The following is a 22,284-nucleotide window of genomic DNA, read 5'->3' as shown; positions in this document are numbered from 1 at the left end:
ATGGCACTGGATGAACTGATATTCGCAAAAGTAGTACGCTATCTGAGAACCCGCAAAGCCACAGCGGCGCGTAATGCTCACGCTGTGCTTCTCGAAGAGGTCAGGCCACGGATGCTCATTCTCGCGAGGGCACTGACAGGACAGCCGGTGGAGTTATACCCGGCTGTCCGCGAAGGCGGTTGCAAAGGCAATGATTTTTTCCTGCCGGAAAAATCGGCCTGGTACGATAACCGCGAACTGAATTATACATTTTACCTGTTCCGCATTCTTTATCTGTCGGCCCAGCAAAAACTCAGACACAACTGGTACAAACAGGAAGTATTGTCTGATGACGACGCTTTGCGCCTGGCGCAGGAACATGCTCCGGACATACTTCGTTATCTTTTCGAAGAGTACCCTTTGAGCCGCGATTATCACAGCTTGTTGTCGACGAAAAACATGACAGGAGGGGAGATGCCGATATCCAACAACTGGCTGTATGGCCGGTGGATGGCCGACGAGCCGATGAAGGCTCCGCAGGAACCGCTTGCCTCCATCCCGGATGCACTTCCATCCAGGCTGCACGAACAGATGCCACGTACTATCGTACAGGCGACACCGGTAGAAGAGATCATTACATTGTCCGTTGATACTCATCAACAGGAAGACTATGTACTGACGCACAACTTCGAAAAAGTGGAAACGGCTGATGAATTCAGTGGCAGCTGGCGCGATTTCGACGGGGCCGACGAGCTGGAAGAACACGAAGAGGCCCTTAGGGAACTGAACATGAAATATACCGTGCGGGTGAACGATACAGCGCACAGCGTTTACGAGACCGGCTATACCGCCAACACGCAGGTTGCCGAAAGTAACGATGCGGAAGCGGAAGGACACTTTATCGCATACGATGAATGGGACTACCGCAAACGCATATACCGCAAGGATTTCAGCAAAGTCTTTCCGCGCCGGCAACAGGTTTCCTCTACGGCCTATTACGACCAGACCATCGCCGCCCACCGGGCGGTGCTTGAGCAACTACGCAGGATGCTTACGGGCATCCACAACAAATGGCTGCAACAACGGGGGCAAACGCATGGTCACACCATCGACATAGACCGCGTCACCGACCGCTTTGCCGACCTGGCGGCGGGCCACACGCCCGGAGAAGCGGTGTATATTGCCGACCGGAAAAGAGAAAAGGAGCTGTCCATCCTGCTGCTGCTCGACCTGAGTTTGTCGAGTGACAGCTACGCCAACGGCAACCGGGTGATAGACGTGGCCAAACAAACAGCTATCCTTTTCGGGGAGATTCTCGCGGAGTTTGGGATCGATTTCGCCATTGGCGGATTTTATTCCAGGACACGGCATTATACCCGTTATGTGACCATCAAAGACTTTGACGATCCCTGGGCCGCCACCCGGCATCTGGCCGGTGCACCTCAACCGGAAGGTTATACCCGCATCGGGCCGGCACTCCGCCACTCCGGGGCCTTATTGCAGGCACGATCAGCCAGTAACAAATGGATTATCCTGTTATCTGATGGCAAGCCGAATGATTACGACCGGTATGAAGGTCCCTATGGTATCGCCGATGTGAAACAGGCCTTGCGTGAGCTTACGCAGCAACATATCCACACATATGCACTGGCTATCGAAGCAACCGCACGTTATTACCTGCCGCAAATGTTCGGGCAGGACCACTATCAGGTATTGTCATCCCCCGCAGCATTGTTCACCACTTTAATCAAATTGTATGAACGTATCAGATATGCCGGTTAAGGCAGAGGAAACGCAGTCGCACAGGAATTTCTACTATCCGCCCGGCGGCCTCTTAATGTGGATCGTGATCCTGCTGGAGTTGCTAACCTTCGGTATCGCTATCGTGATCATGTTGTACTATGCAGGAGAGGAGCGGGCATTGTTCCACACCTCCGCAGCAAAACTCAACAGGACCATCGGTTCAGTGAATACTGTGGTCCTGCTGACAAGTGGTTACTGCATGGCGCGTTGTGTAGGATTGTTTCGAACAGGTACCATCAAACAGAGTGATAGGCAATTGTTGTACGCACTGATGGCGGGGATGGTATTTCTGACGCTCAAATCGGTGGAATACGGACAGAAAGCGGCAGAAGGACTCACGCTGGGTGAGAATACTTTCTTTGATTTTTACTGGATGCTGACCGGCTTCCACGTGATCCATGTGATCATCGGTATGGTAATCCTGATATACTGGAAAACTACCCGTTCCCGGCGCACGGACGAAGAAGCAATGCAACACCTGGAGGCCGGGGCAGCTTTCTGGCATTTATGTGATCTCATCTGGTTGTTGTTGTTCCCTGTTCTGTACCTCATTTTCTAAATCCTGCTTATGTTCCGTATACTAAATACTACCTGGATCCTGCTTATGCTGGCCGTGGCGATTATGACCGCGGTCGTACTCTACAAACAACCACTGGCCCTGATCATGTGCTTGTCTGCTATCAAGTTCATGTTGGTGGCATTTAATTTTATGGACATGGCCAGGGCGCATACTGCCTGGAAAACCCTGTTGCTCTTGTTCATAGCGATACTTTCGTTGGTGGTGATCGTGATGGCAAGTTGATGTGTGTGCCTTATCGGCACAGTACCAGAAAGATGACTAAAATCATATTAAAAAAACGGACAAAATTGTCCTTTATTTGATCTTGCATGTTTATTTTTGTGTTGTAAAAAATTGCGATGTTATGAAACGCTCGCCTGCTTTGGTTCCTCTTTCCAAAGATCATCATCATGGACTGTTGCAATGCTGGAAGATCCGGTACGGGCTCAGTCATCATATTCCTTTAGAGCGCATCAGTGCGTATGTACTGTTTTCTTTCGATAATGAACTGGAAGATCACTTTCAGCTGGAAGAGCATTTTGTATTCACGTTGTTGCCCGATGATCATCCAATGAGGGTACGGGCTGTCCGTCAGCATGCGACGCTGCGGAGTATAGTAGAAAGGCTGCAGCATGCACGGCTGGATGGAAATCTTCTCCACGGGTTTGCGGATGAACTGGATGATCACATCCGTTTTGAAGAACGTGAAATGTTTCCTTACATCGAAAAGATCAGTACAGAAGAAGCCTTGTCAGAGCTGGAGAAAAGGATTGACGCAGGCTGGCGGCAACCCGTTGCCCAGTGGGAAGACGAGTTTTGGTTAAACAAAGGTGGCTTATGATGCACATTTCCAACTCCACCCGCATCTCTGCCCTGATAGCAGCAAACGCACAAGTGATTGACCAGATCGCGGCGATCAGTCCGCATTTCCGGAAATTAAAAAATCCACTGCTGCGCAAAGTGCTCGCGCCCCGCGTGACGATCGCGGAAGCTGCCAAAATCGGCAATTGCAGTGTAGAGGATATTTATGCGGTGTTGCGGCCGCTTGGTTTTATCATAGACGCAGTGCCGCAATCCGTTGTACCGACTGTACAGCCGCAGCATGTCGTAGCAGAGCGGGCATTCAACCATTCACTTGATGTCCGTGAAATGATAGCTGCCGGCCACGATCCATTCCAGCGCATCATGCAGGAAGTCAGATTGCTGGAGCCCGGGCAAACGCTGTTGCTGATCAATTCCTTCGAACCAACGCCGTTGTTCCGTATCCTGCAGAAGCAGGGTTTTGAAATGGCGGTACGAAAAGTGGATACGGAAACAGTTTATTCTTATATCACCAAAATATCCGCCGGGCAGGAATCGGCACAAGAAGGCAACGCAGCTGAAGATCTGTTCCAGGTGATGGCCGACAAGTTCTGCGGCCGTTTTCAGAAGATCGACGTACGGGCGTTACCGATGCCTCAGCCCATGGTAGTTATCCTCCAGGCGCTGGAGACATTGCCGGAAAACATGGCCTTATTCGTAGAACATAAAAAAGTCCCTTTATTCCTGTTACCTGAGCTGAAAGAAAGGCAATATGCTGCGGTCCATCGGTTGGGGGATCAGGGCGTACAGCTCATCATTTACAAAACCTGATGCCAGATGATGCCGCCCGCACAACAGATACCTGCCAAACACACTGTGATTCCCTATTACCTGATAGCGGTGATCGCGTTTCTGATCGTCATCGGTCTTTGTATACCTGCGGCGGAGGTATTGACCGGACATCATTTTCATCCAAAGATTCTGGCGATCACTCACCTGGCCGTCCTGGGATGGGCCACCATGTTGATTTTCGGGGCTAGCAACCAACTGGCGCCCGTATTATCGGAACATGCTCTTTACAGCGAACATATTCCCTGCGCCGTACTTGTGTTACTGACAGCTGGTACCAGTCTGCTCGTGATCAACTTCTGGCGTTTCAGTTTCGGTGCCGCGATCTTTACCGGCGGTAGCCTGGTATTACTGGCTTTCGGGTTACAAGCATGGAACCAGTTTCATACATTCCGTGCGGGGAAGGAGAGTATCGCCACCCGTTTTATACTGACAGCGCAACTGTGGCTGCTGCTTACGGCGGCGCTGGGACTGCTGTTGCTCATCAACCTGCGCTATTCTTTCCTTCCTGCCAGTCACCTGGAATACCTGAAGGTCCATGCTGCTGTGGGTATGGCCGGATGGTTTCTGCAACTCGTCACCGGCGTCAGTTCAAAGCTGATACCAATGTTTCTGCTTAGTCAAACAACACCGAACAAACTGCTATCCTATACCTATTATTTTTTCAACGGCGGATTGGCGCTGTTCCTCATTACCGGAATAGTTGCCGGTCCCGCCGTTATTGCGCCTATAGCCCTGCTGCTGATCCTGGCCGGCGTTATCTTCTACAGCCGGTATGTGTACATCTGCCGCCGGTCTGCGATGCGTAAACGTTTGGACCACGGCATGCGGCAGACGTTCTTAGCCATTTCGCTGTTGATATTACCGTTGGTCTTACTGGGTATATCAGTGCTGGCCGGCCGGCGCCTGCCTGATGGATGGGGCACGGCTTTCGGCTACTCTTTCATGGCGGGGTTCATCAGTATCATCATTATGGGACAAACCTTCAAAACGTTGCCGTTCATCATCTGGATGCATATCAACAGTCCGGACGAACCGCCTGAGCTCATGCCCGCAAACCTATACCGGGAAGGCCTTGTACGTCTGCAGATGTGGTTGTATGCGCCAGGTTATCTTTTGTTGATTACCGGCATCCTGCTGGGTCAGGTGCGATTGCTCTATGCCGGCATCGGCCTGATGATGCTGGCGGCTGCAGTGTATGCCGGGCATGTATTGTACATCATCAGTAAACTAAAGTGTAAATGGAAATTGACATCCGCGATCCCGCATTTGTAGAAAAAACAATGCTCGTTAATGCGTTGGACAAAGTGATCGACCCTGAACTGAATATTAGTATCATCGACCTTGGTCTCGTATATGACTTGCGGGTAGATGTCCGGGCGAAAAGGATCGATGTGGATATGACTTTGTCGTCTCCTGCATGCCCGATGGCCGCCATGCTCACCGGTCACGTAAAGATAGCGGCCAATGGGGCATTGCCTGGTTTCGATACCACTGTCCACCTGGTATGGGAGCCGAAATGGAATGCTGACCACATCAGCGAAGCGGGAAGGAGTATCCTCGGCTGGTAAAAAACAACGGAACAAAAACAACTTGAATCAATATGGATATAGCCCATCAGGAGATCAGTACATTGCTCAATGAGAGTTATCCATTGCTGCCAGCGTCGGTGAAAGATATCATCAGCCAGACGGCCGTCCTGATGCAGGTAAAAAAAGGAGCGTTAATTACCCGTCAGGGGCAGCTGTTGAGAAATGCCATCCTGGTAGGAGCGGGATTTATGAAGGTATACCGGGAAGGGCCGGATGGAGAGATATTTATGTATTATCTCGAAGCGGGGCAAGCTTGCGCAATGTCGTTCGTTTGTGCGCAAGGGAGAGAAACAAGCGGGGTGATGATCAAGGCGCTCGAAGACAGCCTTGTCATCTTACTGCCGTTGCCGGTGATGGACCGGCTGATGCGGGAAAGCCACGACTGGAACCAGTTTGTGGTGAATGTCTATCGCGCGCGGTTCGATAATCTGCTGCAAGCCTTTGATGACGTTGTCTTCAAAAAACTCGATGAACGGCTACTGCGTTATCTCTACGATCAGTCTGCGAAAACAGGCAGCCGCACCCTTCAGATTACTCATCAGCAAATCGCCGACGACATGCATTCCACCCGGGAGGCCGTGTCGCGACTACTGAAAACCATGGAACAGCAAGGACTCCTGGCCATCAACCGCAACAGCGAACTGTTGAAGACCGGTATTGTCCGGTCGTAGTAACCGGACAATACCGCTTCGTTCTGTTAGACATTCACCACTTCCTCCGTTTTATTGGAAAATATCGTCACGTCATTGTACACCACATCCCAGGTTACCGGCATAATCTTCTTCAGCATGTCACTAACCCCGCAGAATTTCTCCTGTGACTGCGTCACAGCATCCAACGCTTCCTCCCTGCACGCTTCTGGCCCTTTGAAGATATAGACAAGGTGAATGGCCGTGTACTGCATCGGGTGCCCCTGGGACAATTGGCCGCATACCTCCACGTCAAAACTGTCAACTTCTTTTTTCGCTTTCCGTAACAGTGCTACAACGTCCATGCCTGTACAGCCGGAGAGGGCTGTCAGTACCAGCGGTTTGGGAATGGGGCCGTTGTCTTCACCACCAACTTTTTCAGGGCCGTCCATAATAATCGTATGGCCGTTGACGAGAGCGTTGAATTGCATTTTACCCATCCATTGAGAGACGATTTCGTGATGCATGATGTACTTGATTTTTAGATTGAACAATGTTTCACAAAGTTCTCTTTCATGTAGCTGGAATTTTGTAACATTGATCACACAGCGATGGAATTATTCTACCCATTTTGGATAACTGTTTTTAGATATGCAAGAAGAGTGTGATTTATTCACTATATTTAAAAGTAGTTACATCTCAAACCTCAAAACAAAAAGTAATGCCGAAATCTAATTGGAAAAATACATCCCTCTTTCGTGAATTGGAAAAGCGTAAGGGCGACATCGCTAAGAAATTGGTTGTTTTTCTGGAGCAGGATTTAGTCATGGATACCATTGAGAGTATTCTTGATAAGGGTGGTACTACTCCTAAGGATTTTACATTACATGATTCTGACCACTCATTCAGAGTGGCTAATAGAATGTGGGAATTAATACCTGATTTAACCAGGAAGCATCTTTCAGAATACGAGATTGCATTTTTATTGCTGTCGGCGTATTTGCACGATATTGGTATGAGCCCTGATTTTGAACTTGTCCTTAAGCATAAAGAGTTTTTGACAACAATGAATAAGGAAGGTTTGTCTGAGCATGAGATTGATGAGTTACAGAAATGGATTGACAATGAGCCTAAGACTTTATCCATTAATATAGCTGTTGATAAAATTGATGACCCAAAACTCTCTGATTATATTTTATCTTACTATGTTAGACATAAACATAATGATTGGAGTGGTAAATGGATTCAAGATCATCTTGGAAGTTTAAAATTGTACAATTACTTGCCTTGGAGTGATGATCTGATAAAGGTCTGCAAAAGCCATCACTATGGAATTGAGCATCTTTCAAGTGAGTTATTTGACCCTAAACCTATCGGAGGTGGCATTGTTCATTTACGGTATATGGCTATTTGCTTAAGGGTAGCAGATATTCTGGAAAATGATCCTGAACGTACGCCGGACGTAATACTAAAGCATAGGATGATTAATGTAGATAGTTTGAAATATTGGTTGAAGGACAGAAGGTTTAGCTTGACAAGACAGGATAACATGTTTTCAATTTATGCAAGGCCTGAAAAGGCATATTTGCATAAAGCAATAGAAGATACAGCAAATGCAATTGAGCAGGAATTAAAATTGTGTGATGAATTGGTTAAAGTAAAGCCTTTAAATCACTCTTCTTTTGCAAAGTTTTCTCACTATTTATGGAATATTGATGCGTACGTACATCGTGATATTTCTCCTAAAGAAGATACATATGTATACATTCAGGGGGCTTTCAAACCCAATACAGCAAAGATACTGGAACTACTTGGTGGTAATCAGTTATATGGAGATCCAATTTGGGCCCTTAGAGAATTAATTCAGAATTCTTATGATAGTGTAAGAGAAAGGATTGCCTATCAGATTATTAACGAAGATAAAGACCCCAATGAGTTCTTGAAGAAGTTCGGAGATCTATATGCTATAGATATATCATTGGATGAGAAAGAAGACGGCGTATGGCTTGTTTGTAAAGATCAAGGTGTAGGCATGACAAAAGCAATTATCGAGAAATTTTTTTTAGAGAGCGGTTCTTCCAGACGATATGAGATAAAAGAGTTAGAAAGGAAATGCAGCCGTAAGGGGTTTAAATTAAATCGTACGGGGCAATTCGGAATTGGAGTTCTTAGCTATTTTATGTTAGCCGATAAAATAATTGTAAAAACTAAGCGGGAGTTAAATACTGGTTACAAGGATGAAGATTCTGCGGCCTGGCGGTTTGAGATCAATGGTGCCCATGATTTCGGAGAGCTGATAAAATACAATAAGGCTAATATTGGTACTGTAATTGAGCTTAAGTTGAAGAGGTTTATTGAATCTGACATTGAAAAGTGGGACAATAAAATTCGTAATTTTATTAATGCGAATATCTCCAGATCTCCTTGTGAAGTTTCTTACAAGTCGTATTTGAATAAAGAACCGAAAATTATTAAACAGGGATGGCATTATTCGAAGGCTGATATAGTGGAGAAAGTTGTGGCTAATGCCAGGAGAGACATGCTTAAAGAACGAGACTACGAGAATGAGATAATTTCATCCAAGGAAAGAGAAGCCTATGAAAAAAATTATTTATTTAGGGAGGAATGTGTGATGGAAATGAGCGATATGATTGGCTTACTGGTAGAAGAAGGCGAAATAGAGGAATTGGGGAAGTATAGGATTCATATCCCCTACTTCAAACTCTCTTTGGGGAATTCCTTTGTGTATTTTAAAGAGAAGTTTGAGGATCAAAAGAATTTTATACAAAAATTTCATCATGGTTATCATTGGAACCCTCATTTCGGTGGGATTTCCTTTAGTTTGAAAGGAATCGCAATAAAGGTAACAGATACTAAAATTTTGGAAAATCGTTCCTGGGTTTCGCAACTTTCGTTTGCGTATATAGAAGTTGATATTGAATCAATTAATGATACCGCTATCTCTGTATCTCGGCACGGAATAAATGCAACAGATATTCTTCCCAGTCTATATAAAACTCTTAAGTCTAAATGTTTTAGCTTGATTTCAGATCATAAGGAACTGTTCAATAATAATTATGGACTTGTGAATTATTTTTATACAAGAGATCAGCCTAAAGATTTATTCTGGTTCTACCAGCAAGGGGCATTTAATCAAGATACGCTGATGTTTGATCGTTTAAAGATGCCTTTATGTGACCCTCCTGTTTCTTTTAGTTTGATGAAGAATCTTAAGTATAATGATCAAACACTTTACTGCATTGGAAATCTTGACTCTTTAAATAGATATTTGAAACTCAATTTGTTTGATAAGCTGAAATGTAATTTTAGAATTGGTTTTGTTGAAGATAAACCGCGGTTATTAAAAAAATGTGTTCCGGTATTGATGAATTACTCTTTTATTGGTTATCGAGGATACGCACGTTTCGATGAAATAGAATTGCCTGAGCACTTAAATGATGTTTTACTTTTTACTAGCGATAGGTTTGATAGGCGGTATGGAGAATATTTGATAAACAATAAACATAACTTATTTAAATATTTTGATTATATGGATTTTTTGGAAATTCGGGAAAGTGGTGTTGATATAGAGATGAGTCGATTGTCGAATGCGGTGTCATGTTTTTCCTTTTTACTGAATAGCGTAATTGGTTATTATAAAGGATCTTGGATAGGTTTGTGTGAAAAAAAAGAAGATATAATTAAGCATGTATTTTCAATGTTAGGTGTTGATGAGGTGATTATTCTTACTGCTTATAAAGAAGTAGCTAAGATTTCGCCAGGCCATTATAATGAAACATCTCTGACATCTTCTGGATTACCATTGGTTTCGCTTAACTTAACTCCTTCTTTTTATATCACTGGGGAAGCGTTATTTGCCATGGAAGAGTAGTGTGTATCGCTTTGCGATTGAATAGTAAATACAAGTTGGGGGACTTTATTTATTATAGACAATTCTTTTTCGAATCCAGATCATCTTTTAAGATTATCAAAGCATTTTCAAGCATATGCCTGATATCTTTGATCAGAAAGGCTTTGATAACGCCACGTGCAATAAAATTTCTAGGAACTACTTTGTAAGTCCATTCGATTTTTGTCTGCCCATTACCTATATCTGTAAATTTCCAATCTCCGTCTACTCTTTTGGCCAAAAACCTTAGCTGCGAGGTAAAGTTTTCAACTTTGTACGAAAACGAGCTATAAGGAGTAACCGTCAGCAAACTTTCTTTGGCCGTAGATCCATCCTCAAAAGAAATTGTCCGTGATAGACCGGGTTTTGTCCATTTTTCAGGTTCATCGGTTTTTACAATGGCTGGAAATTTTTTGTACCGCTTAAAGATATGTGGCAAACTAACCGGCACGATGTAAATAAATGTGCTTTCGGCAGAGGCGTTAACGGTTGCCTCAATTTTTATCTGTGCCACTTTGCTATTGCTTTGCGCGAATGCTATGGAAGTGAATCCTGTCATAATGATAATAAAAAAGGTTGTCCGGAATGTTGTCATTATGTTTCGTCTTGTGATGTAGCAAAGCTCACAAATTGGGAGTTAACAAGATTTGCCATTTGACAAAAAACAAAAATCAGAAATTTCGTCTAATCCGGCTTAAGGAGGATTGGGTTATACCTAAATAGGAAGCCAGAAATGAAAGAGGGATACGATTGGCAAGGACTGGAAAGCGGTCCAGGAAATTACGATATCTGGAACTTGCGTCTTCCGCCAACATAGGACTGATACGGTTGACCTTTTCGATCAATGATTTTGTGGTGATTTGGTTTATTATGGCGTCCCAGCCAGCTATTGTCAGTGATAATTCCTTTAATCCCTCTGTACTAAAGACTATTAGCCTACAGGGCATTATTGCCTGGATATATTCGGAAGAAAAGATCTGGCTGGAGAAGCTGTTTAAATCAACGGCAAAATTATGCTCATCTATAAAGTAGCGGGTGATTTCCATGCCTTTGTTGTTGTAATAACATACGTGGAGTATCCCTTCCGAAACAAATGCAACCTGCCGGGCGATTTTGCCTGCTTCCGAAAAATAATCACCTTTATTGAGATGAATGATTTTGACTTTGCTTTTCACTAACGTAATCTGTTGGCCGTTTAATTGACCGAACTGAAGTAAATAATTTATAAGGTCTTCCATAATACCTGGCTTAGTGGGTAAGGGATGGTATTGCCCGCGCGATTTAGCTACAGTTGCCAAACCCCGGCTGTCTACCTTAATGAAATTAACGTATTATTGTGGTTGATATACTGAAGTGCTCAAGGATGCCACAAAAATTCGCACAAGATAACCTTCGTGCATTTTTCATTTCAATAGGAAAAGAACTTGTAATTGCACCTTATGACGGTGGTATTGATTTCATTTTGAAAAACAGCGAAACAAGAGATAGTTACAAGGGAAAATATAGAAATAAGACGCCCTTTAAAAATTAATTTAGTTTCAATATCCCTACAAGGAACATAATAATTTTATATAGAACCCATTTATGAGAAATTTTATTCTTTTGACAATTCTTATTTTATCGTGTGGAAATCAAAATAAACAATCACGAGTTGACACATTAACCTTAAACCAACATAATAGGGAAATGAAATTTGATTGGGATATTTTGGATGCGTATAAGCTGGCAATCGGCAAAACCTTTTTATATGGGAATTATGGCAGTTTTGTTGCTAATATGGGCATTCCCTCCAGGGTGGCAACTAGCAAGGCGGCCTTTACTATTCAATCAAAAGCTGACCTGGACAAAGTTATTTCAATGGCTAAAGAGCCTGAGGTTGTGATACTTCATTATCCGGGTATTGACATGTGGTATGCCTATGATAACAACATTATTCCATCTGTCATTGACTTCCGTAAAACAGACAAGAGAATCACTTACGGAACAACGACTTTTGATACAAATTACACCATAAGCCAATTTAAAAAGCAGTTTCCCAACTCTGCAAAACCATTATTTGCATTACCACAATCATTTTTTGAAACTACGACGAAAGAAAAGGGGACTAATTTTGAACATTTCATACTGATACGAAAAACAAAAGATGATCCTAATGCCACACCGATGATTGAGTTGACCTTTGATAAAGGAAAACTGATCTATATATTTTTTGCAAACTTCTGAGATTGCCAACAGTGCGCTATTGCCTCATCCTGGAATAGCTATACAATAAATTAGGATTGTAGGGTAAACAGATCATCCCTGGCGACCCGATGAAGAGGCGGAAACGTATTAGTTCAAATGTTACTATGAATTTTTTGGAACATTTGATGGCTATTGAAAAGTTTCAGTTATAAACGAAAATAGCCGTACTTCGTTGTCAAATGATTTTATATTAACTAATTATGGTAGATCTATCTCATGCTGAGAAACACATTCATTATGTCACGAATTTTCAAGACCTTGTTTCTACGCCATTTAATGGAGAAATCAATGCGATTTGCTGGACTCGTAATCTGATAGGTGATTTTTCCGAGATTGTTAAACAGGTAGCGCTAACCGGAAATATAACGGTAATCGAACAGGAAGAACTTCGTGAACTTCAGCTGAGTGAGCAAGGGCAACTTGCCCGTGAAATTCTTTTAAATGACCTGAAGGCATTGGAAACTCATGGCGCATCGCCAATCCTTAATGTGATCAATCACTATGATCGGGATGATACCTACCCGTTTTTTCCAACTGATGTTTATTCTTTTCATGTAGATCGCTCTCCCGTACCAACCGATACATTTTTATGCACCTACTATGGCGAGTCCAGTGAAATATTACCAAATTCACAAGGCATAAAGAAAGTACTTATCCCGGAAATACGTGCTGAACTCAAAAAACTATATCATGGCGCGGATGAAGGTTTTGAATCATTTTTAAGTGAACATTTCTTTGATCTGCACTATCAGGCTAAACCTAATGCATGTCCAATAAGCTTAGGTATTGGTAACCTATGGAGGTTGGCGGTTGACCATCCTGAAAGTAAGGTTCCTCCTTGTCTTCATCGTGCACCAAAGGAAAAGCCTGGACAGAACAGGTTGTTGCTGATCTGCTGAGTACAATCCTTAATAGCCGATTTCCGAACCTTTCTGTGGTAGATTTAATACGCTTTAGGAACTTAGTGCCTCGAATTTTTAAATATTTGTTTTAAAGAATGGGACCGGAGCAAGGAACTGTGTCCCGGTCACGGCAAGGGGAAAAATTTGACAATAATTAAACACCAATGGCAGTGAGGAGCTAACACAGAAATACCTAATTCATAAAAGATGAAATACCTTTTAATAATATTTCCCCTATTACTTAACTTCTCTTGTAATGCCCAAACTGACTTGATTACAAAAGGGTTTCTTTTCATACCATACAAAAGCAATATTGAAAAACAATTGGACTATATAAAGCACACAAGTACTTTTCAAGAGATTAATTCCAGAACCACTAAATCCAAAACTATTTATAAAACAAAAGCTATCACCATTGATAGTTTTTGTAACTCATGTGACTCGATCATCGTTGGCCTGCTAGTTTCTTCCGACTCATCAGTGATTGAACAAAAAAGCTACAAAGTGTTACGAACATTTGTAGAGTATCATTGCCCATCAGCCGAAATAATGAATGCGCATTATGGTAAATTAATGACAGCGTTAAAGAAGAACTATAAATTTTCCAGGAACATAACACTGGGAGATGAAACAACAGCAATTGAAGAAAGATTTGATGGCCTTGAGTTTAGAACAAGTGAAAGTGTAATTATACCTTACATAGGTATATATAAAAGCAATATGAAAAATCAAAGCGTCTTGCTACTGGAATATGGTCAACCTTCCAGTGACTGACTCAACAAATAGTCATTTTAAACTGAGGATCTGAAAACTAAAAAAGCCTTCAAATACAATGACTTGAAGGCTTTTTTAGTTTTAGGCCGCCTTACGGATTCTGGAAAACTTTGTTATTAAGGAAATTGATTATTTCTAGTTGGGCAGTTGTGGCTGCGGTTTCGAGTGCTGTCCTTAAAAGAAAGGCGTGGCGGGTTCCAGGATAAAATGAATAGGTAGCTGCTACGGATGCTGCCATCATCTTTTCAAATAGTAGCTTGCCATCATCACGCAAAGGGTCTTCATCAGAGGCGATGATTAATGTAGGAGGATACCCTGAAAAGTCGTTTTGTATTACGGAAGCAAACCTGCTATCTGAGTCTTGTATATTGCCTAAATATGCGTCCCACAGTTTTTTCATCAGGTTTTTTGTTAATCCATAGCCTTCCCCATATTTATTGTAGGAGGGGGTATTGAAATCATAATTTACGGGCGGATAAGCGACAACCAGGCCTTTCAGCGCTATACCGTTTTCTTTCGCCTTTTGAGCTAATGCTATAGCAAGGTTACCGCCTGAACTGTCCCCGCCTACCGCAATCTTTTTTCTGTCTGCCTTGATTTCCTCTGAATGCTCCAATACCCAGTTAAGTACAGCATAAGCATTCTCAATAGCATGGGGAAAAATATACTCCGGTGCAAGATGATAGTCAACAGAAAGGACCATAAATCTTCCATCTGAAGCAAGTCTTCGGCATAAATCATCATGCGTCTCCAGATTGCCTCTTACCCAACCACCACCGTGTAAAAACAACAACACAGGTAGCTCTTCATAAGAATCATCATTGCGATAAATCCTAATCTGCAAACCATCGTATATTTGCTTATTCATAACTTCTTTAATGGGCTTTTTTTCTTTGGGAGCCCATTGAGCTGCAGCATTTTCCAATTCTTTTCTGAACTCAACAATATTTAGTTTTTCCATTATTTATGTGCTTATAAAGTAATTTTGTACAAATTTGCTCATTATAATCAACCCACGATAGTATATACTTTTTTGTGTGATACTTACTTTTTGGAAAGAATTGAAAAAACATTGATATGCCGGAATTTAAACACGATGGAAGGCTCTACTATAATCCTATTGAGTTTGCCTTGTCTCACATAGGAGGAACCTGGAAAATGCCCATTTTATGGCGTTTAAGAAATAGAACATTGCGTTATAGTGAGCTCAAAAAAGATATTCCACACATTACGCATAAGATGCTTACAACACAACTTAAAGACCTCGAAGCTTCCGGACTGATATATAGGGAAGTCTTTGCAGAAGCACCTCCAAAAGTGGAATACAGTATTACTGAAAAAGGGAAGAATGCCCTGCCGGTGATTGAGATGCTTATTCGTTACGGAAAAGACTTAATGTCAGAATACGGGGTTGACCATCCTGAAGAGCAATAACGCCGTTTATGCTAAGGCTGTGTCAGCGGCAGAATAGCGGTTAGTGGCATAATGAGCATAGCTTTATGTAATGAATATACAAGAACATGGTAAGAAGATTTCTGTTGGAAGATCCCGATAGGATTAAAGACAAAAAACAGATTAAAACCTCAGCAGGATTCGAACCCAGCTAATTAGCCATTATTATTGGGTTTTATTTAATAAGATACGCTTACAATCCAGGATATGCAGATTTTCTGAGGGCAAAAAAACTAATCGGAGGTTTTTAGTATTTGTTATCTATTTTCAAATATTTTATTTTACCCCGGTATTTTTATTTGCTATCCATTTGATGGAGCCATTTAAGAAATTTTTCTGGGAGGTTGAAAAATAACAAAAATTAGATATAACTGTTCTGAATGCAATTTCCAGAGACCTATGCCAGGCAAACAGCCTTCTTATTATAATCATATTAATCCCTATGTATGAAAACACTATCTATTATTGTATTGGCTTTATTTCTTGTTTCCTGTAGTTCAAAAAACTTGACCAGAGGCAAAGCTGCCGAATTGATTCAACCCAAATATCCCCGGAATATCGATTGGCCAATATTTACTACGGATCCTAAAGATGTAATAAAGTTCCTGCCAACTAAGCTCGAAGAGGAGGGGTATGTTATTATCAAGGAAAAGATAGTAGAAGGAGGATGGAGAAGGCCATATATCTTTTTTACAGATAAGTCAAAATCATATTTGCTGGAAACACCTGAGTATGATAGAAGTTCTGGTATTCAGAGAGTAAAAGTGGCAGAGCAGTACTTCAGTGAAATAACAGGTGTGAGAATGGTGAAGGATGGCCAGAAAGCAATTGTAGAGTATTCAGTGATTAATAAGAATGTAACTCCGTTTGCTCAGGTTTCCGCATTGAAAATAGTTCCAACGGAGAATTGTAAAGCTTATTTCGCCTTATATGATGATGGCTGGCGGCTTATAGATAAATTTGATCCGGATTTCAAGGGAGAATAAATAAAAGGGTTGTGGAGAATAGGAATAATCAAGGCTCAATGAATACATTTTTCCCAAATATAAATGTACAACTGACGTTAGGAGCCAGTTAAAATGGTTGGCGACTCAATTAGGAACCCCACAGATATTATCTGACCCGTTGGGTTCGGCAATTGAACGACAGGTTACCGACACTATCTCATAAATTGAGTAAATCATAAGAATCGAGGTGTTTCCACCTCGATTTTTTAACCTTTAAAGTCTTCCTGGTTTTTTACCAGCCAGTGAAATAAATCCCTTAAAGTAAAATTCAGTGCATGGCGCCACCTTGCTCCAGGGCATTGGGTTCCAGGGGCTGGATGGCCCCCTGTGCGGTGGTTTTCAGTTTACCCCGATCGATTTTATCTCTGAATGCTTTCCGGAAGGCATCGCTGGGGCCTTTCATCAGGATGATCAGCGAACCATCCTCGCGCGCGTAAGGGTTCGCGATGCTGTCTACCAGCCGGACCTCTTTGAACTCTTTGATGAAGGCGTGCTGCATTTCCTCCTTGTCATCCGTAACGAGCAGTAGTACCTCGAATCGATCGAAATCGCGGGGCATCCAGTAGAGAAAGCTGGCATTGTCGCTGTACGTCTGTGGTAGATGGTATTTCGGGCCATAATAATTCACACATCCTGCCTCACCGTAGTTGTCGCAGAACAATAACGTGTGGGCTTTCTCTGTGCTATCAAGGGATGCGTAGGCCTTAGCCACCTTTTGGGTCATCTCTTCCCAGGACAACATATCCGCGAAGTCCTGCGGCAAGGAATGGTCCTGGAGATCCTCCCAGCGAAGAGCCCCCACTTTACGGGCCAGGTGATGATGGACGTAGTATTCAGCCAGGGGAGCCGGCGCCTTGAAGGGAAGGAGGAGGGGAATTACACGGATGCCTATAAAGAGACTGAATGCCAGCATACCTATTTTCCACCATTTGCTTGCCCAGGCTTCCAGTCGGGGAGCACCGAATGCGAATAGAATTGGGTAAGCCCCCTGCGAATAATAACTTTTCCCATGGCCTAGCATCAGGAGTGCGATTGTGACGAAGAACGCCACGGCTATGAAACGGTATTGCTTCGTGCGCACCGCCCATATGAGGCCAGTCACCCAGGTAAAGAGGGTGGCGGCATTGTACAGCAGCTGATCCATCAAAAAAGTCCAGGGACTTAGATATTGCAGCTGACCGTCCTGGAGGGCCTTCATATGATAAACGACCGGAAAGCCGTAGCGGGCCTGCCAGAGCAGATTCGGGAGGAAAAGGAGGATGCCCAGGCCGATAGCAAAATAGAAATGGCGGTTAGTGAGCATCTTCTGCTCCCAGACGAGGAGGAGGCCTGCTATCAGGCCAGTGGCATAGAAGGCCGTAGTGTACTTACCAAGCATGCCCAAACCGAAGCTGATGCCTGCGATGTAAAGATGCATAGGCTTTCCGGTCTGCTGAAATCTGATCAGTCCATAGGCCATAGCCGTCCAGAAGAATATATCCAGGAAATTCGGTTGGAAGAGGAAGTGCATCCTGAGCCATGCGCCTGTCACGAAGGGCATCCAGGCCAGGACGAGGGCGAACCAACGCCCCCCCAGGTGCAGCACGAGTCTGCCCACGAGCATGTATGTCAGGGCGCCTGCCAGGGAAGGCCAAATCTTGATCGCCCACATGGCGCCGCCCATCAGGTTCGTCAGCCAGGCGAAGACAGAGAGGAGAGGTGGCGCTTCCATGTAGCCCCAGGCCATATGCCGTGCTTCCGCAAGGTAAAGGAATTCGTCCCGGTGAGGCCCCCATAAAGGATCCTGGAGCAGGAAGGGTAAGATCAGTTTGATCAGCGCGAGGAGAAATAGGAGATGAGTGGGTTTCATAGGAAAAAGGTAAATAAAAATCAGGGTACTCCTGAGCAATTTTGATCATTGGCACAAAATCGGTGCCCTCCTCCAAATCTTTCCCAAATTATTTCCGTATATTAATTCGATCACGGAAATGGATATACATTTTGTAAAGAATAATATTTTTGATTTGTCTGGCAGGAAAATTATTTAATCATCCACACCAAACTTGCCATCTTTATTAATAATAATACACTAAATATCATCCATATGAACGCGGCGTAGCCTACTACCGGCTGTATTATCCCTTTTATTTTCTCTCTGTTTGCAAGGTTATTGATGATCAGATAGTAATATAACAAATGGAGCATCACAAAGATGGCAACATAGATTATTATCATTCTAATTCTGAACTCATAGCCGTCAGGAAATACCATATTTACTACCAGGTAAGGGATCACAAAAAACAATACCCGCATAAAGTTATCCATTAATACCCGTTGACCATCAAGGTCGCCTCCAGCATGTGCTCTGGTGTGTGCATAGAAATTCTCGTTAACACGATAGTAGCCTTCAGGCTGGGGGAGGCTGTACAAAAAGGCTATTCCATTAAAAAATGTTACGATGCTAAAATATAAATATACCGGCACCAACAAGTAACCGAGCAGCATACTTACAAGTAAAAAATTGCCATCGTGGCTGGTAGGTGCAGGAGCATTTAATGTGGCCGAATCTGTAAAGCATGCCTGGTAAATAAACCGGGTAAGAGGATGATCCCCATCGTATAGTAAATGACCGTTGAGTATTATCAGAATACCTAGTACGCAGGCACTGACAAACGCCCAGGCGGATATAATTGGATGTACGCTGAGTGGTGCAAACCAGTGATAAAATTTTTGCCAAACACGAAAGCCGACTAATAACAAGAATATTATAGCTCCAAAAAAATACCATATCCACTTTTCCATATAATCCCTTACCCAGTGGGATTGGGATACCAGAGGAGGAGGAGGAGGAGCTTCACTATTTATTTCATTGTCGGTGGCATATTGGTTTTCGAGGTAATCAAGTTTGGACCGTCTAATTTGCATAGCAGGCAGCCAGGGTTTTCTGTAATACAGCACCTTTGCTACAGTATATGTTTTTCCCTTGACCTTTTCCTTAAAGGTTCCGATCTCTATCAGTGTATCCGTTGTCGTTACCCAAACATTGGAGCCAGATGCGGTGGAGTAGGCGAAAGAGGAGTCGTTCTTAGGAATACATAAAGGATATCCAACTTGTGCATGCAGCCGGAGATTAAACAGAAAGGTAATCAGGACAAAAAATAGAATTTTCTTCATAGGGGATAGCTACATTAATAAAATGTATTTAAAATTATGTAATATATGGTAATTGTCTGGTATTTTTTAAGAAAATGCGACTGTATGGTCGCGAGTTTAAAGGAGAAAAAGCCTCATTGTACGATTTACGAACCGGGCTTGGGGTGATGGGAGAACGCTAATAAACCTTTAGTGCAGGTAGCTTTTACCTAAAGAAATCTTACAATGGCTCCTGTCGATTGGAGACCTTATCCACGATCAGCCATTTTTCATCTAATTTTATCAGGTTAAAGCGATCAATGAACCGAAGGTAACAAAAGTCAATTGCAGGTGGGCTGACCCAGTGTCTCCGTCCTGAGAAACACATTCACTGTGTTGCGAATTTTCAAGACCTTGTTTCTTTTACAGCAGACCTGTTTATCTTCTAATGGGAAATTCAAGAGGAAATAAAAAAGCGGAGCAGCCTACTTTCTATGATAAATGTTTAAGGTGGCTGAAAAACAATAAAATCACAGCTATATTGTTGGGATGTTATATTGTCTTTGGGGGACTTGCGGAGACAGTTAAAAAAGCTAAAGAAATGAAGGAAAATCTTTTCGGTACTCAAGGATTGTTTAGTCCTCAGGATACAACTAAGATCAACCTACCAATTGCAGGAACCATTAATTATTTGTCAAAGGTTTTCTCAATAAATATTAGCGCGCAGTGAATTGAAAAGCATAAGGGATAATCAAAAATCCAGGTGCTTTACCTTCAGCCCAATGGCTTCAGCATTTCTTACACCAGTGGAAAAGATGAACAACAAAAAGGGTAGTAGTAGGAGTGTTTAAAGGAACATCTACCCATTTTTCCAGTAACCTTCTGGTATAGAAATGAGTTTATTAACTCGATCAAAATACAAGAAACAAAAAAGCCTTAAAATCCTTTATGGTAAAGAATCTTAAGGCTTTAATTACTTGTCGGGATGACTGGATTCGAACCAGCGGCCTCTTCGTCCCGAACGAAGCGCGCTACCGGGCTGCGCTACATCCCGTTGATGTGGGTCACAAATTAAACATGATTTTGTTAAATCACCAACTTTTAGCTGGAAAAATTATCATAGAAAACTGCTCTCTTAAAATTACAGAACTATCTCAGGAACTTACAGGTGTTATATGGCATTAATGGCGGACTTTTGCATGGATTGTCACTTAAAAAAAACAATTTATGGAATACAGACAGTTAGGAGCTTCCGGCCTGCAGGTGCCGGTGCTGAGCTTTGGTACAGCTACTTTTGGCGGAGGCAGTGATTTTTTCAAAGCCTGGGGCAGCACGCAGGTGGCGGAGGCTACCCGAATGGTAAATCTTTGCCTGGATGCGGGCGTCAATTTTTTTGATACGGCAGATGTTTATTCCGGAGGGATGGCCGAAGAGATCCTGGGCAAAGCAATCGAAGGAAAAAGAGATCAACTGATTATCTCTACCAAGGCTACTTTCCCTTTTGGTAAAGGTCCTAATAACCAGGGTTCGTCGCGGCATCATCTGCTGCGACAGATAGAAGGCAGTCTTCAGCGCCTGGGCACCGACTATATCGATGTTTATCATATGCACGGTTTCGATGGGGTTACGCCGGTGGAGGAGACGTTGCGTACGCTCGATGATCTGATACAAAGCGGTAAGGTGCGTTATATCGCTTGCTCCAACTTCTCTGGCTGGCACCTCATGAAATCGCTGGCTGTTGCTGATAAGTATGGGTGGAACAGATATGTGGCGCATCAGGTGTATTATTCGCTGGCCAACCGGGAGTTTGAATGGGAGCTGATGCCGTTGGGCATAGATCAGAGAGTAGGTAGTATTGTCTGGTCGCCGCTGGCAGCGGGCCGTTTGGGAGGTAAGTTCCGCCGTAATCAGCCTGTTCCGCCGGAAACACGTATAGCCCAGGGCGGTAGTCCTGTTCCGGAGTCGGCATTGCGGGAAGAGATATTTTACAATACCATCGATGCTCTCGACGAAGTAGCTGCCGAAACCGGGAAGACGATTGCACAGGTGGCCATCAACTGGTTGTTGCAGCGGCCTACCGTGTCCAGCGTGATTATTGGGGCCCGTAATGAAGAACAGCTCAAACAAAACCTGGAGGCTGTTGGTTGGAATCTCACCACCGATCAGGTGAAGAAGCTGGATGCTGCCAGTGAAGTGCCCACTATTTACCCTTATTGGCACCAGCAACAAAATCTTACACTCAACCCTCCTCCGGTTTTTTACTAAAACTTAAATAACCATCAAAGCCCGAATGCCAGGATGTTTAGCTAACATCCTGGCATTCGCTGTTATGTTTCTCCCTATATAATTGTGTAAAGCATACATCATCATTATCCTCATATATCCTTCTCCGTGAGTAGTCACTTCAACGAATACTGATTATAAACTATATGATTGATATTTTTAAAAACTTATCATATTGATAATCAATTTATTAATATGAATGTTGATAAAAATATCAGAAAAGTGTGTTACCGATTGAGCATCAGCACTGTTTTAACCTATGGAAACAAATACGATATGAAATCAAAAATTGAAATTTTTTTCCATAAGTGCTGCACCCCGGCATTTGTTGAGAGGTCTACTATCTGGCAGATACGACCAGCATACTTTATTAACCCTGTAAAAGCACT

General features: G+C 43.1%; 23 protein-coding genes and 1 tRNA gene. 17 read left to right on the top strand and 7 right to left on the bottom strand.

All coding sequences use genetic code 11. The annotated features are described in order from the left end of the window. The 8 genes from DF182_RS03550 to DF182_RS03515 all read left to right on the top strand — a co-directional run bounded on the left by DF182_RS03550 (position 1) and on the right by DF182_RS03515 (position 6,254). Complete coding sequence (locus tag DF182_RS03550; protein ID WP_113614298.1) at positions 1-1,761, top strand: nitric oxide reductase activation protein NorD; 1,761 nt, start codon at positions 1-3, stop codon at positions 1,759-1,761. Continuing rightward, positions 1,736-2,341 (top strand): cytochrome c oxidase subunit 3, encoded by a 606-nt coding sequence (locus DF182_RS03545; RefSeq protein ID WP_211327043.1) that lies wholly within the window; start codon positions 1,736-1,738, stop codon positions 2,339-2,341. The genes DF182_RS03550 and DF182_RS03545 overlap by 26 nt, the downstream gene beginning before the upstream one ends. Before the next feature lie 9 nt (positions 2,342-2,350). Beyond that, a complete protein-coding gene (locus tag DF182_RS03540) occupies positions 2,351-2,584 on the top strand; it encodes a hypothetical protein (RefSeq protein ID WP_113614297.1) in 234 nt (77 codons plus the stop codon). 121 nt (positions 2,585-2,705) lie between these two features. After that, the gene (locus DF182_RS03535; protein WP_113614296.1) at positions 2,706-3,182 is read left to right on the top strand and encodes a hemerythrin domain-containing protein; all 477 of its coding nucleotides are present in this window, start codon (positions 2,706-2,708) and stop codon (positions 3,180-3,182) included. Continuing rightward, a complete protein-coding gene (locus tag DF182_RS03530) occupies positions 3,179-3,973 on the top strand; it encodes a DUF2249 domain-containing protein (RefSeq protein WP_113614295.1) in 795 nt (264 codons plus the stop codon). The genes DF182_RS03535 and DF182_RS03530 overlap by 4 nt, the downstream gene beginning before the upstream one ends. Positions 3,974-3,979: 6 nt before the next feature. Further along, the gene (locus DF182_RS03525; RefSeq protein WP_113614294.1) at positions 3,980-5,266 is read left to right on the top strand and encodes a hypothetical protein; all 1,287 of its coding nucleotides are present in this window, start codon (positions 3,980-3,982) and stop codon (positions 5,264-5,266) included. Next, complete coding sequence (locus tag DF182_RS03520) at positions 5,233-5,562, top strand: metal-sulfur cluster assembly factor (protein WP_211327042.1); 330 nt, start codon at positions 5,233-5,235, stop codon at positions 5,560-5,562. Before DF182_RS03525 ends, DF182_RS03520 begins: the two co-directional genes overlap by 34 nt. A gap of 32 nt (positions 5,563-5,594) precedes the next feature. Beyond that, complete coding sequence (locus DF182_RS03515) at positions 5,595-6,254, top strand: Crp/Fnr family transcriptional regulator (protein ID WP_113614292.1); 660 nt, start codon at positions 5,595-5,597, stop codon at positions 6,252-6,254. 26 nt (positions 6,255-6,280) lie between these two features. On the opposite strand, the gene DF182_RS03510 is transcribed toward DF182_RS03515, so the two are convergent. Next, positions 6,281-6,739 (bottom strand): OsmC family protein, encoded by a 459-nt coding sequence (locus tag DF182_RS03510; protein WP_113614291.1) that lies wholly within the window; start codon positions 6,737-6,739, stop codon positions 6,281-6,283. A 194-nt stretch (positions 6,740-6,933) separates the two neighbouring features. Between DF182_RS03510 and DF182_RS03505 the strand changes: the two genes are divergently transcribed. Further along, positions 6,934-10,104, top strand: a complete 3,171-nt coding sequence (locus DF182_RS03505) for an HD domain-containing protein (protein WP_113614290.1) — start codon at positions 6,934-6,936, stop codon at positions 10,102-10,104. Positions 10,105-10,156: 52 nt separating this feature from the next. Here the strand turns inward: DF182_RS03505 and DF182_RS03500 are convergent, their stop codons facing one another. Further along, on the bottom strand, positions 10,157-10,681 hold the full coding sequence (locus DF182_RS03500) for an SRPBCC family protein (protein ID WP_113616759.1): 525 nt from the start codon (positions 10,679-10,681) through the stop codon (positions 10,157-10,159). A 112-nt stretch (positions 10,682-10,793) separates the two neighbouring features. Beyond that, positions 10,794-11,360, bottom strand: a complete 567-nt coding sequence (locus tag DF182_RS03495) for a Crp/Fnr family transcriptional regulator (RefSeq protein ID WP_113614289.1) — start codon at positions 11,358-11,360, stop codon at positions 10,794-10,796. A gap of 125 nt (positions 11,361-11,485) precedes the next feature. On the opposite strand from DF182_RS03495, the gene DF182_RS32925 reads away from it, so the two are divergent. The 4 genes from DF182_RS32925 to DF182_RS03480 all read left to right on the top strand — a co-directional run bounded on the left by DF182_RS32925 (position 11,486) and on the right by DF182_RS03480 (position 14,042). Then, complete coding sequence (locus tag DF182_RS32925) at positions 11,486-11,653, top strand: DUF3885 domain-containing protein (RefSeq protein WP_449384898.1); 168 nt, start codon at positions 11,486-11,488, stop codon at positions 11,651-11,653. Positions 11,654-11,808: 155 nt separating this feature from the next. Next, positions 11,809-12,345: a hypothetical protein gene (locus DF182_RS03490; RefSeq protein WP_113614288.1), complete on the top strand. Its 537-nt coding sequence runs from the start codon at positions 11,809-11,811 to the stop codon at positions 12,343-12,345. A gap of 221 nt (positions 12,346-12,566) precedes the next feature. Then, the gene (locus tag DF182_RS03485; protein ID WP_113614287.1) at positions 12,567-13,265 is read left to right on the top strand and encodes a hypothetical protein; all 699 of its coding nucleotides are present in this window, start codon (positions 12,567-12,569) and stop codon (positions 13,263-13,265) included. A 210-nt stretch (positions 13,266-13,475) separates the two neighbouring features. Further along, on the top strand, positions 13,476-14,042 hold the full coding sequence (locus tag DF182_RS03480) for a hypothetical protein (RefSeq protein ID WP_113614286.1): 567 nt from the start codon (positions 13,476-13,478) through the stop codon (positions 14,040-14,042). 91 nt (positions 14,043-14,133) lie between these two features. On the opposite strand, the gene DF182_RS03475 is transcribed toward DF182_RS03480, so the two are convergent. After that, positions 14,134-15,003, bottom strand: coding sequence for an alpha/beta hydrolase (locus DF182_RS03475; RefSeq protein ID WP_113614285.1), 870 nt, complete (start codon positions 15,001-15,003; stop codon positions 14,134-14,136). Positions 15,004-15,119: 116 nt separating this feature from the next. On the opposite strand from DF182_RS03475, the gene DF182_RS03470 reads away from it, so the two are divergent. Next, entirely contained in the window at positions 15,120-15,476 is a 357-nt protein-coding gene (locus DF182_RS03470) for a winged helix-turn-helix transcriptional regulator (RefSeq protein ID WP_113614284.1), read from the top strand. Between the two features lie 464 nt (positions 15,477-15,940). Further along, positions 15,941-16,480, top strand: coding sequence for a hypothetical protein (locus tag DF182_RS03465; RefSeq protein ID WP_113614283.1), 540 nt, complete (start codon positions 15,941-15,943; stop codon positions 16,478-16,480). 289 nt (positions 16,481-16,769) lie between these two features. Here DF182_RS03465 and DF182_RS03460 read toward each other — a convergent pair whose 3' ends face one another. Continuing rightward, on the bottom strand, positions 16,770-18,212 hold the full coding sequence (locus DF182_RS03460; protein WP_262511094.1) for a glycosyltransferase family 39 protein: 1,443 nt from the start codon (positions 18,210-18,212) through the stop codon (positions 16,770-16,772). Positions 18,213-18,520: 308 nt separating this feature from the next. Further along, positions 18,521-19,654 (bottom strand): hypothetical protein, encoded by a 1,134-nt coding sequence (locus DF182_RS03455; protein WP_113614281.1) that lies wholly within the window; start codon positions 19,652-19,654, stop codon positions 18,521-18,523. A gap of 406 nt (positions 19,655-20,060) precedes the next feature. Here DF182_RS03455 and DF182_RS03450 point away from each other — a divergent pair, with 406 nt between their 5' ends. Continuing rightward, positions 20,061-20,342, top strand: coding sequence for a hypothetical protein (locus DF182_RS03450; protein WP_113614280.1), 282 nt, complete (start codon positions 20,061-20,063; stop codon positions 20,340-20,342). Positions 20,343-20,592: 250 nt separating this feature from the next. Here the strand turns inward: DF182_RS03450 and DF182_RS03445 are convergent. Next, positions 20,593-20,666, bottom strand: a tRNA-Pro gene (locus tag DF182_RS03445). A 173-nt stretch (positions 20,667-20,839) separates the two neighbouring features. Between DF182_RS03445 and DF182_RS03440 the strand changes: the two genes are divergently transcribed. Continuing rightward, entirely contained in the window at positions 20,840-21,877 is a 1,038-nt protein-coding gene (locus DF182_RS03440) for an aldo/keto reductase (protein ID WP_113614279.1), read from the top strand. The last annotated feature ends 407 nt before the right edge of the window (positions 21,878-22,284 follow it).

It is taken from the genome of Chitinophaga flava (assembly GCF_003308995.1).
GTDB lineage: Bacteria > Bacteroidota > Bacteroidia > Chitinophagales > Chitinophagaceae > Chitinophaga > Chitinophaga flava.
Note: the sequence above shows the minus strand (reverse complement) of the source record. Positions and strands in the feature narration are given on the sequence as shown.